Below are 11,367 nucleotides of genomic sequence, written 5' to 3'. Positions count from 1 at the left end.
GGTGGTGGCAGGATCAGAGGTTCTGCTTCTGGCGCGTGCACCGGCTCTGATACCAACGACGGGAGCACTTCGCCAGGTTGCGCTGTGGCCACCACAAGCGTCGGCTCAACTGGCGAGGCATCGATCCCACCAGTGCCCTCTTCTGGTTCGATCTCCGGAGAATCATTCCCCTGCGTCTCAAACGGTCGGCGATAGGGGCTGGCGGCCGACAGGAAGACGTCCTGCAGTGACTCGAGCTTCTCGTCCAGGTCCAGCAGTGCTCTCTCCCGCTCGCGCCGTTTCCTTTCGATCGGCTTGCGCTCGAGCGACGATTTCGCCGCGCGTACCTGCCGATCCAGAGTATCGTGCTCATCCTGCAAGGCGTGGCGACCGCCTGCCTCGGACTCGAAGGTCGCGCCGGCGTGCGCAGCCCGCTCACGAGCGGCGTCGACATCGGCTGACAGTGCTTCGAGGCTTGCCTCCGGCTCGCCGAGCGCATCCTCCCAGCGTTTGTCTAGCGCCTGCAATACTGCTTCGTCGAGCCAGGCAAACTCTGGCTTGCCACTCCACTCGTGGCAAAGATCGATCAACGCGTCCACTTTCGCCTTGATCTCCTCCCGTAGCGTGTCCTCCGCTGCAGGCAAGTGCGCTGCCAACACCTCGAACTCTTCGCCAATGCTCATCAAGTGGGCGACGGACTGCCGTGATGGGCGACGACGCAATTCGTCGCGGAGATGATCGAGCCTTTCCAGCAGTGCGTCCCAGTTCGACTGAAACCCAGCCGGGCTCAATTCCTCGGCGACAGGGGCCTGCTCGGATTCCTCCGGTTCAACGGCCTGATAGACCAACTGGAAGTCACTGCTCAAATCCGGGCACAGTTCGATAGCCCGTCGTGCGAACCATTCGTTCGCCGATGCTGAGCAGAGCGCGAAGACCGCGTGGCTCACCGCGCGGCGTCGGGTGTCGTCAAGTTCCGGCCAGCGGGCCAGTTCGTCGACGATCTGCGGCCAGAGCATGAAAACGTTGAACGAAAGCTTCATACCTGACACGGGCAGGCGTTCTTCAATAGCGACCCGGATATCCGGCCATGCCGTGCAGTTGGCGAGCAGGGTCTCCTCGTCGAACGCGAGGCTGGTCCAGCCGCTGTCGAATTCCTCGAGGAAGACCAGGTCCACCGAGCGCGCATAGTCCGTCGCTGTGAACCGGTCGCGCCCTGCGGGCCCGGCTCGGCGCACTCCCCAGAAAGAACCCATCCGCTGTATAGGATTTGACCAGCGGCGGACGAGTTGCTTGTCCGCTTCTGGAAGGTGAGCGACCCGTTCGCCGAGAAACTCAGAAATCATTGCATCGAAACCGCTGTCGCCCTTTGAATGCTCGCTCAGCCGGCGCTTGACGTCCCGGTTCAGACCCTTGGCCTGCAACAGCTTGATCAGCACAATACTCTTGCCGTCCGGCTGCAGAACGTCATCTGGCAGGCCGAACAGGGCTATATTCTTTTTGATATCGTTCATGGCTTGATGGCTTTCTAGTCGATCTTGCTGTTTGGATTGAAACCCTGCGTCCACGGATGCGGTCCGTCCGGCCAGAGCGTCCTACGCCTCGAGCACCAGGCGGCGGGTGCGGTATTCGCCGAACTGGCGGGTTTCGTTGTTCTTGAGGACGCGGTAGGTTTCGGATGGGTAATCGGCGCCCATGACGTCGGCGGGGTCGAGGATGTAGCGCAGTTCGTCACAGAAGAACCAGCGGCCCCGGGTCAGGAGCAGCTTGATCGCCTCCAGCTCGTCGCGACGGCCGTAAAATTTCCAGGATGTCATAAACTCGTTGGCTCATGTTGCGTTTTGAGGACATGTTTCAGGTTGCAGTAGGAGACTGACGAGAGATCCCAATAGGGCACGTCCGCGACGCCTCACATTGTGCACAAACTCGAAGAAGATCAATAGAGGGGTAATTTTTCCAGCCCTGACGCATGACCCATCCGACTCGGGCCCGTTTACCGGTAACGCTCGCTTTCGCCGCCGAGGCGGTCGGATAGCGGTTGGCTAGCGATCAAGGAGCGCTTGCGGCGCGGGGGGGTGTGGGGTCAGTCAGTGGGATGCAAGAGGGTGTGGGAGCTCCGGTACGATCGCTAGGCGAGCCTTTCTCGGCGCGGTATGCGCCGCGCTTGAGAGGATGTGTTGGGCAGGCCATGGCAAGGTTATTTGAGTTGCAGCAGGAACGGTTCGGCGAGGAGCACACGCATACGCATCGGATCGAGCCTGGAGCCGGCGCAGGAGCTTCGGATGAAGCGAATAGCGCCGCGCACACCGAGTTCTTGATAGAGGCTGCGTAACTGCCGGGTGAAACGTGCCAGGGTATTGAACCCATACGCCAGGCGCATGAGGAGGTGATCGCCCTGCATGGCATTCCAGTCCAGAGCAAAGGCATGCTCGTAGTGGTAGCCCTGGTGCTTCTCGACGAGAAAGCCCGCTTCGATGCCCCAACGATGGCGGGCTCCGAGGTTGCAGCGCTCATGGACATTGTCTTGGCTGAGCGGCTGGCTGGAGAGCCAGGCGTGGCGTGATGTTTCGGTTAGGCGATTTCCGGGAATCAAGATCCCGAACAACTACCACAGCGGCTTGTGTTGCTAGCCCCTGAGCCCGGCCTAACGCGATGACTCTTGGTATGGCGTTTTGCGGAAATCACCTTATGGCAACATCAGTGTCCCGGCTTAAGTGGGTAGCCATGATTCCAGTCAACTATTCACGCACCGCTGATTGGCGTGCTTCCCGGTCTTGAACTCACGGCGATCGCGACGAATCCCACTTCGACCGCCATCGGCCGCAGGTGCGCGACCGCTGGCGGGAACAGGCCGGCGCGGGCAGCGGGCTATGGTACGAGCGTGTTGACCGCGAGCAGGGAGGCATAGCTCAGCGTCAGGCTGAACGGGCCATGGCTTGCCGCCTGTGCAAGCGCGAAGCGGGCAAAGCGCGGGGCAGGGCCATGCTCCTGTCGGAAACGACACTGCGGGTCCCAGGTGCTGCGGTTTTCCTGCGACCAGCGGACGAGGGTTCGCTGATCTTCGTGGTTGTTCCAGAGCACGGCGAATGCCTCGCCGGTGTCCTCGCAGACGTGCACGCCGGCACCGAAAAGCACTTCCAGGAGTGCGCGCAGTTGGCTGTCGGAGAGCGCCGTACGGTAGGCACCCAGCACTTCGTAGTCAGCGAGGATCTCGTGCAGCCGCACGCACAGCCCGCGCTTCGCCTCGCTGCCGCAGCGGAAGGCCTTGAGCAGTTTCATCAGGATTCGGGGCCTGGTGTCGTCGTGCCGCTGCAGCTTTCCCTGACGGGCTTGCAGCAATACCTGGTAATTGCTGCTCGGCGCGGCCGGCGGCAGGTGGATGGTCAAGCTGCCGCTCTCCGGATCGTGGCGAGCATCGATCGGCACGCGCCTGCCGTCGCAGGTGACAAGCGTTTGCCCCGGCGCGTCGATGGCATGGAAGACCAGGGTGTAGCCGCGCGCGGCGGGGACGACGCCGAGGTCCCCCTGGGCCGGGCCGATGCCCAGTTGCAGCGCGCTGTCCGACCACTGCTGCCGCAGCGGGGTGAGCACCCGCGCTCCGTGCCGGTAGTGCTCGCTCTCCCCGTCGTCTTCATAGAGATCGAAATGGTTGTCGGCGCCGGGGAAGACATGCACGGTGAGGGCACGCGGGTTGTCCACAGGGCTTGCCGCCGCTCCCTCGTGGCCTGGGTCGGCCAGCACGACGATGGCGCCGGCGCGCGCAAAGACGGGGATGTCATCGAGTTCGCCGTACCGGCTGTGCCACGCCGCTCCGGCGTAGTGCTGCCCGCTGAAGAAGTCGTACCAGTCCCCCGCGGGCAGCCAGACGACCTGCCGGCCCAGGCGCGTTTCCGGATCGCGCGGGGACGTGAATGGCGCGGCGATCAGCTCGCTGCCGAAGGCATACTGGCCGGGACACGCGTACGCTTCGGGTGCGTCCGGGTGCAGGTGATACATCGGCCGCAGCAGCGCACCGCCGCCCTGGTGTTCCTGCCAGGCCATGCTGTACAGATAGGGAATCAAGGCATGGCGCAACTGCATGGCCGATCGGGCAAGCGCGAAGGTTTGCGCGTCCCAGCCCCAGGGTCGCCGCTCGTGGAAGGGATTCTGTGTGCTGTGCAGGCGCAGGATCGGGCTGAATACGCCAAACTGCAGCCAGCGCACATAGAGTTCGGCGTCCTCGGTGCCCTCCATGTGACCGCCGATGTCGTGGCTCCACCAGCCGAAAGCGACATTGGCCGCCGTCGCCGTGAAAGGAACCTGGAAGGCCAGCGAGCGCCAGGAAACGACAGTGTCTCCGGAAAAACCGACCGGATAGCGATGACTGCCGAGCCCGCCCCAGCGCGAGAACGCGAACCCGCGCCGCGCCGGATCGCGGCCCAGGTCCAGGAAGTGCAGGTGATTGAGCCACCACAGCGGATCGAGGTCGGAAAAGGCTGTTCGCTTGCCCTGCTGCCAATCCATCCACCAGAAATCGACGCCTTCGGCTTCCAGGGGGTGATGCAGGATTTCGAAGTAGGCTTGCGTGAAAGCGGGATCGGTGATGTTGAAAGCAACTGCTTCGCCGGTCGCCGGATCGCCGCCGAGCCTCCGGAGCATGGCCGGATACGCCTCTTCGTGCGGCCAGACGCCATCGGCGGGGTGCAGGTTGAGGGCGGTCTTCAAACCCAGTGAGTGCAGATCGGCGAGCAGCGCGCGGGGGTCGGGGAAGAGATCCCGGTTCCAGGTGTAACCGGTCCAGCCACGCGACGCATTGCCGGTACGCGTGCGATGCCAGTCCATGTCGATAACGCATACCGACAAGGGCAGCGCATGCGCCAGGAAATCGCGCATCAGCTCAAGCAGTTCGTCCTGGCGATAGGGCCAGTAGCGGCTCCACCAATTGCCCAGCGCCCAGCGCGGAATCAGGGGAACGGCGCCGCTCAGGCGCCGGTAATCGCTCAGGCAGGCCGTGAAATCCCGGCCATAGCCAAAGAAATACAGATCGACCGCGTCTGCCCCTGGCTCGCGCCGGGCAATCCAGCCCTCGTCGAGGAGTGGGGCGTCCGAGTCGTCCACGACTGCCCAGCCGCTGGTCGACAGCAGACCCGGATCGAGCGGGATCGGGCCGTCAGTCTTGTCCAGGGTGCGCGCCGTCCCGCCAAGGTTGCCGACATCGCGGTCGCCGTAGTGCCAGACCAGGCCTGACTCGATGAGCGTCACCTGCAGTCCGTCACCGCTGAAGCCCAGCCGGGAATCGTAACGCAGACGCAGGTGCGCGGTCGCGATCTCGACGATCTCGTCGTTGCGCAGAACTTCGAAAGCGGGCACGGGTTGGCGGCGATGCCAGAAGGTGCGGCTGGGCCGATCTTCGAAGTGCCCGTCGGCCGCGAACTCGAGGCGCAACAGTCGGGACGTCAACACCGTGAAGCGAGCCCGCTGCGAGGCCAGCACGGCCCGCGAGTCAGCCACCGGACGGCAGTGAACGCGCAAGTGCCCGGCTTGTTTCATCGTTCGAGCAGGCTGGCCAGAAAGTCGAAGAACAGACAGTACAGGGCGATCGGCAGAGGCATGCCGAGCAGTGTGCCGATCATGTACTCGCGGAACCCGATCCCGGACATGGCGAGAGCGTAATTGAGTGCCGGCACCGTCTGAAACAGGATGCGCAGGAAAACGACGCTGCGGATCGGATGGGTATCGAGCTGCTCGAACAGGCGGAGTGCGAGCCGGCTCTTCAACTGCCGCAGGGCATCGCCACCGACCAGGCGTATGCTCAGGAAGGTCAGCGCGCACGAGGTGCTCGCAGCGATGTAAGTGACGACGCCGCCCCAGACTCGTCCGAGGGCCAATACGGCGGCAGCAAGAAAAATCCACCCCGGGATCTGGATCAGGTTGCCCAGAGAGAACAGCAGGACGAAGATCAGTACCCCGCTCACCCGGTTCTCCAGAAATTGATCGTGCAGAAACTGGCGACTGAAGTGATCGCGCCAGCCGGCCAATTCAAAGATCGCAAACAGCACGCCGAGAAACAGCGCAACGGCGAGCAGTCGCGGGTAAGGTATGGCGGTTCGCTTGAGCATATAGTGGGACAATGCAAGCCTTTCATCACTTGGGCGTTGGCCAGCGCTTTCGCCGCGTATCGATTCCAGTTGGCGCCGGCAAGGTCATCCTCTCAGCCCACAGTATAGTGGAACCCAGTTTTCCGGCATTGCTTACGCTGTCTGCCGTGCTTTCCTGATCGGGGGAGCCGGGAGCAGTCATGACCGTTAGGGCAAGTGCTACACTCGCGTGCCATGCGTATCCTGTTTGCTGCCCTCTGCGCCTCGCTCGCGCTCGATGCCGCCGCTACCGGCGTGGTACTGCGCGGCGAGTTGCTGATCGGAGCGCCGTTCGGATGGACGGTGCCACCGCCGTCGATCGTTTACGATTCGTACGGTCATTGTCTTTCCGCCGCGGGCTGTCCGAACTACGAACAGCTACGGCGCTTCCTGGATCGTTACGAACGCAACTACGGCCATCGCTTTGCGCCGAATCCCCCGGCCTTGCTCGTGCCGGTGCAGCCGCGCGACGTACCGCCAACCCCGGAAGCCCACATCCAGCCGCGCTACCGGGGTGCAAGCCAGATTCGGCCGGAGTTCGAGCAGGCCGGGAAGCCGGTCTACCACCAGTGATCCACCTGGCCGCAGGCCCGGGGCCTTGAACCCGCTGCTGCAGGCAGTCGCCGGCTATCTCCTGCTGCTCGGCCTGGCCTGGACTCTCTCCTCCCGGCGCGGCGCCATCCCGTGGCGGACGGTCATCGGCGGCATCGGCCTGCAATTGGCGCTGGCGCTGCTGATCTTTCGTCTGCCCGGCGTGCGCGAGATCTTCGCTGCCGGCAACGACGCCTTGCTGGCCATTGCTGCGGCGACCCGCGCAGGAACCCAGCTGGTATTCGGTTTCCTGGGCGGGGCGTCGCTGCCCTATGCGGAAACCACTCCCGGAGCCAGCTTTGTTCTTGCCTTTCAGGCCTTGCCGGTGGTGCTGGTGATGAGTGCGCTGTCGGCGCTGCTCTATCACTGGCGGGTGCTGCCGCTGCTGGTGCAGGGCTTCTCGCTGGTACTCGAAAAAACCCTTGGGGTTGGCGGGGCGATCGGCATGTCCACTGCCGCCAATGTCTTTGTCGGCATGATCGAAGCGCCGCTGTTGATCCGCCCCTACCTGGCCAGCGTCAGTCGCGGCGAGATGTTCATCATTCTCACCGGGGGCATGGCGGGTGTCGCGGGGACAGTCATGGCCTTGTACGCCAGCATTCTCGGTCCGGTCGTCCCGGATGCGCTGGGCCATATCCTGGCCGCCTCCTTCATCAGCGCCCCCGCGGCAATCGTTTTTGCGGTGATCATGGAGCCGCCCGAGGGGCCGCCCACCGGGCGGCATCTCGACCTGCCGCAGACCGACACCAGCAGCATGGAAGCGGTGACCCGCGGGACCGGCGAGGGCGTGAGCCTGTTGATCAACATCGTCGCGATGCTGATCGTGCTGGTGGCCCTGGTGAGCCTGGCCAATCAGGCGCTTGGCCTGTTGCCCAGCGTCGATGGCAGCCCGCTTTCGCTGCAGCGTCTACTGGGTTGGCTGATGGCTCCGGTGGCCTGGATGGCCGGCATCCCCTGGAGCGAGTGCGCCGTTGCCGGCTCGCTGCTGGGAACCAAAACGGTGCTCAACGAACTGCTGGCCTACATCGACCTGGCCCAGCTCTCGCCGGACACGCTCGCGCCCCGCAGCAAGGTGATCATGACCTATGCGCTGTGTGGTTTCGCCAATCTCGGCAGTCTCGGCATTCTCCTCGGCGGTATGTGCGCGATCGCGCCGCAACGTCGCGCCGAACTCGTACAACTCGGCCCGCTGACGCTGCTCTCGGGCACCCTGGCGACCCTTTCGTGCGGCAGCGTGGTGGCGATGCTGCTGTGACCGGGCGAGTCGAATCGTGACGATTCTTGTACAGATGCAGGTCAAATGCGCACGGAACGACGCGATGGCTCTTCGGGGGATGACGGCCTCGATGCTGTTCGCGATAAGCCGTGTACCAGATCTTCGCCTCCTACCAAACGGTCATGACTTTGCAAGACACCCCCGATGATGAAAGTCATGACCGTTTCCCCTCTCCCCCAACCCCTCCCCCGCGAGTGGGGAGGGGAGATTCGAGAGTCGCTCGCGACTTTCATAGTATACGGTTGCAGATCCGAACTGCCGGACGGCCCTTGTCTGTCAGCCTTGATAAACCACCCGATTCCGTCCCTCTTCCTTGGCCACATACAACCGCCTATCCGCTACTCGCACCAACTCCTCGACACTGATTTCCCCCTTCCCCGCCAGTTGGCTCGCCGCTACCAGGCCAACGGAGACGGTGACCGGGATCCGCTCCCGATTGAAGATAAAGTCGGTATTGGCCACCGCCAGCCGCAATCGCTCGGCAAATTGGAGGCCGTTCTTCAAGTCGCCGATGGAGAATCCGTAAAACTCCTCGCCGCCATAGCGTCCGATTTCATCCTCATGCCGCTTGGTGGCGCGCATCACCTCCGCGAAGCCGAGCAAAACCTGGTCTCCGGCCTGATGGCCGTAAGTGTCGTTCACTCCCTTGAAATGATCCAGGTCCAACAACAGAAAAACAAAATCGTTGATGTGGCCGCGCCGGAGATTACCGATATTCATCTCGATAATCCGTTGCAGGATGGTCCGTTTCGGCAACTTGGTGAGTTCGTCGAAATAGCCGATTTTTTCCAGCAGATCCTTCTGCTCCATCTCCTTGGTGACCTCGGTCAGACAGCCAATGGAGAGGCAGATCTGGTCCTCGACAAAGATCTCGATGTTGGCCTGATCCTTCAGCCAGATCCTCTTCCCCACCGGCAAGGCGAGTTGATAGACGAACTCCACCACCCCCGCCTTTTTCACCTCCTCGCGCAAGCCGGCCTGATCGCCCTGTAACTCGGCCCGGGTAACGATCTCCTCTTCCACTCTGCTTTCCCGCTCTGCGTACCGGTACAGCCGCCGATCGACGATACTCTGCCGAAAAACCTCGTCGACTTCTCTCCGCTCGCAGCCGAGAAGCGCGAGAAAGCCTGCTCCGACATATTCATACCAGAGGATCTTCTCGTGCTCGTGCCAGGCGGAGATATAGGGGACGATCGGCGAGGAAATCTTCTCCAGGGTCGCCAGGGCAGCGACACACTCCGTCAGCCGCCGGCACAGCCGCTGCGAAAACCCGCCGGCAAGAATCTTGCCGCCCGCCCCGGCCAAATCACTCGCCACTCTCCATCCCTCGCCCTTGCTCATGGTCACCCCTCGTGTTTACTCGCCGCTTTGGCGGCCACGGCGGTGCCTGCCTCGAAGAGAAGAGTATAGAACTCGCAATCGACTAACTGAAGTGGCTCATGTTGCGTATTGAGGACATCTCGGATGTGCAATGCGGACAGCTACATGGGCCCGACTTCGGCCAACGCAATTCTCTGAGCCTTTCATAACCCATTGAAGTTGGAGATCGTCCCGGCTTAAGTGGGAAGCCTCGGGAGGCCCATTTCTCAGGCGACGATCTCGCGCGAGCTGATCTTGTAGCGGAAAGTGTCCGGGTCCAGGCTGTCGAAGCGGCCGGCGGCATTTTCTCCCTGCGGATACATCAGGAAGGGGATTTTCGGGCCGCTTGACCCCGGCAGCGCAAGGTCGTGGGCAAAATTGTAGGCCAGCCAGTTCATCTCCCAGGAGCCGAACAGTTTTTCGCGAGTGGCGACGACGATCTCATCCTTGAGGGTCAGGCCGGGTCTTTCTTCGAGAACGACCTTGCGCACGTCGGCGGGATCGACCGGCAACCAGCCGAAACCGGTCAGCCAGACTTCGGCGCGGCAGTGTTGCGCCCTGGTGATGTCCTTGCTCTTGCCGAGGCTCTTGTAGCCAAAGCGCGAATCGGCAACGCGGATGCCATAGACGTCGCGCGCCGGCAGCCCGGCGGCGCGGGCGAGGCCGACATACAAGGCGTTGAGGTCGGCACACTTGCCCGAGAGGTTGCCGGTCTCGAGCATCACGCGAATGTCGCCGACGCCGCAGCCGCGCGTTTTCGGGTTGCGCGCGGTATTCTCGACGATCCATTCGTAGATCGCCCTGGCCTTGTCCAAGTCGGTATTGGCGCCACGGGTGATCTCTGCCGAGGTTTTCCGGACGATGCCGTCTGTCGGCAGCAGTTCGGTCGCTCGGGTATACAGCCGCATCGCCGTCTTGTCGAGCGGCGCCACCTTGCCGGTTTGCGCGAGATCTATGGCACGGTCGCGGGTCGCGAAGCGACTGGTCACTTCGACGAATGGCGCGGCTTCGCCGGCTTCCCAGACAGCGGCCAGCATCTGCGCACCGTAGCCGGGATCGCGGTCGAACTGAACAGTCACGGCATTGCCTTGCCAGACGTTGCCCATGGTCTTGATCCAGGTCGGGTCATCGATCGATGGCAGCGGCAGCCAGACGCCTGTGCTGCTCTCGGTCGGGGCCAGTTCGGCACGCGTGCTGACTTCGAAGACGCGCCAGCCATGGGTCGGCGAAGGCTGGAAGGGATTGTCGGAGGCAGCTGCCGGGCGCCATCCGGCAAGCGCGCTGGCGGTCAGCAAGCTGGTGGTGGTGGTGATGAATTGGCGACGGTCCATGGTGGTATCCTCGGTTATTTGAGCAGGGCTTGCAGGGTTTTGTCGATCGCCGGGGAATCCCAGTCAATGGCACCCTGGCCGCGCAGCCGTATACGATGGCGACGATCGATGATGAGGCTGCTCGGGAGCATGCGCGCGCCCCAGGCGCGACTGATGAACTGCTCGCGATCGTCGATGACCACGAGTTGCAGGGCGTTCTCGGAGAGGAAAGTATCGACCTGCTGGCGCTGATCGGCGACGGCGACGGTGATCACCGCCAGGCCACGTGCCCGCCAGCGGTCGGCGAGGCGTTGCAGCGACGGCATTTCCTGGCGGCATGGTTCGCACCACGACGCCCAGAAGTTGATGAGCACGGGCTGCCCCCGGTGCGAGGCAAGCAGGGCATGCAGGGGAGTATCGGCCGGGATCGGCAGCGGTCTGGCGGCGACCTGTGCCAGTGCATGGGCGTGCACCAAAGCCTGGTATGCCCAGGGCGGGCAGGCCAGCAACAGGATGGCGACAAAACGACGAATCGACAGACGCCTGTTCGGCGCGTGCGTATTCGTTTTCAGCGGTCTCTCCCGTTTTCAGGATCACCGTCGCGAGGCGGAAGCCCTCGCAACTTACGTTGCGCCGGTGCAAAGACCGGCGCGATGGAATGGCGGTAACTCAGACCGCCGTAACTGTCATTATCTCACTATTCATGTGAAAGTCGCGTCAGCGACGCATGGCTTTCATG

10 protein-coding genes are annotated in these 11,367 nt (G+C 63.0%); 2 read left to right on the top strand and 8 right to left on the bottom strand.

The window, feature by feature from the left end; translation table 11 throughout:
* From E4Q08_RS08695 to E4Q08_RS08675, 5 genes are all read right to left on the bottom strand, one after another.
* On the bottom strand, positions 1-1,490 hold a 1,490-nt coding region (locus E4Q08_RS08695), incomplete at its 3' end, for a hypothetical protein (RefSeq protein ID WP_169070090.1).
* A gap of 81 nt (positions 1,491-1,571) precedes the next feature.
* Positions 1,572-1,793: a hypothetical protein gene (locus E4Q08_RS08690; protein WP_169070089.1), complete on the bottom strand. Its 222-nt coding sequence runs from the start codon at positions 1,791-1,793 to the stop codon at positions 1,572-1,574.
* A gap of 380 nt (positions 1,794-2,173) precedes the next feature.
* On the bottom strand, positions 2,174-2,569 hold the full coding sequence (locus E4Q08_RS08685) for a hypothetical protein (RefSeq protein WP_169070088.1): 396 nt from the start codon (positions 2,567-2,569) through the stop codon (positions 2,174-2,176).
* 275 nt (positions 2,570-2,844) lie between these two features.
* Entirely contained in the window at positions 2,845-5,505 is a 2,661-nt protein-coding gene (locus tag E4Q08_RS08680) for a glycoside hydrolase family 31 protein (protein ID WP_248594785.1), read from the bottom strand.
* Entirely contained in the window at positions 5,502-6,086 is a 585-nt protein-coding gene (locus E4Q08_RS08675) for a TVP38/TMEM64 family protein (RefSeq protein WP_308240088.1), read from the bottom strand. Before E4Q08_RS08675 ends, E4Q08_RS08680 begins: the two co-directional genes overlap by 4 nt.
* Before the next feature lie 201 nt (positions 6,087-6,287).
* Between E4Q08_RS08675 and E4Q08_RS08670 the strand changes: the two genes are divergently transcribed.
* Both E4Q08_RS08670 and E4Q08_RS08665 read left to right on the top strand, forming a co-directional pair.
* Positions 6,288-6,665: a hypothetical protein gene (locus E4Q08_RS08670; RefSeq protein ID WP_034915168.1), complete on the top strand. Its 378-nt coding sequence runs from the start codon at positions 6,288-6,290 to the stop codon at positions 6,663-6,665.
* Positions 6,666-6,699: 34 nt separating this feature from the next.
* Positions 6,700-7,938 (top strand): NupC/NupG family nucleoside CNT transporter, encoded by a 1,239-nt coding sequence (locus tag E4Q08_RS08665; protein ID WP_034915178.1) that lies wholly within the window; start codon positions 6,700-6,702, stop codon positions 7,936-7,938.
* A gap of 297 nt (positions 7,939-8,235) precedes the next feature.
* Here the strand turns inward: E4Q08_RS08665 and E4Q08_RS08660 are convergent, their stop codons facing one another.
* The 3 genes from E4Q08_RS08660 to E4Q08_RS08650 form a co-directional block, all read right to left on the bottom strand.
* A complete protein-coding gene (locus tag E4Q08_RS08660; protein ID WP_169070086.1) occupies positions 8,236-9,300 on the bottom strand; it encodes a GGDEF domain-containing protein in 1,065 nt (354 codons plus the stop codon).
* 245 nt (positions 9,301-9,545) lie between these two features.
* Positions 9,546-10,649: a transglutaminase-like domain-containing protein gene (locus E4Q08_RS08655; RefSeq protein ID WP_169070085.1), complete on the bottom strand. Its 1,104-nt coding sequence runs from the start codon at positions 10,647-10,649 to the stop codon at positions 9,546-9,548.
* 14 nt (positions 10,650-10,663) lie between these two features.
* Positions 10,664-11,101, bottom strand: a complete 438-nt coding sequence (locus tag E4Q08_RS08650; RefSeq protein WP_169070084.1) for a TlpA family protein disulfide reductase — start codon at positions 11,099-11,101, stop codon at positions 10,664-10,666.
* Positions 11,102-11,367 lie beyond the last annotated feature (266 nt).

It is taken from the genome of Candidatus Accumulibacter contiguus, from assembly GCF_012940005.1.
Classification (GTDB): domain Bacteria; phylum Pseudomonadota; class Gammaproteobacteria; order Burkholderiales; family Rhodocyclaceae; genus Accumulibacter; species Accumulibacter contiguus.
This window is presented reverse-complemented; position numbering and strand designations above follow the sequence as displayed.

What these genes read in the sequence shown, in the direction of transcription:
- E4Q08_RS08690 (WP_169070089.1), bottom strand. Translation starts at nt 1,793, where the DNA reads ATGACATCCTGGAAATTTTACGGCCGTCGCGACGAGCTGGAGGCGATC.
- E4Q08_RS08680 (WP_248594785.1), bottom strand. Translation starts at nt 5,505, where the DNA reads ATGAAACAAGCCGGGCACTTGCGCGTTCACTGCCGTCCGGTGGCTGAC.
- E4Q08_RS08670 (WP_034915168.1), top strand. Translation starts at nt 6,288, where the DNA reads ATGCGTATCCTGTTTGCTGCCCTCTGCGCCTCGCTCGCGCTCGATGCC.
- E4Q08_RS08660 (WP_169070086.1), bottom strand. Translation starts at nt 9,300, where the DNA reads ATGAGCAAGGGCGAGGGATGGAGAGTGGCGAGTGATTTGGCCGGGGCG.
- E4Q08_RS08655 (WP_169070085.1), bottom strand. Translation starts at nt 10,649, where the DNA reads ATGGACCGTCGCCAATTCATCACCACCACCACCAGCTTGCTGACCGCC.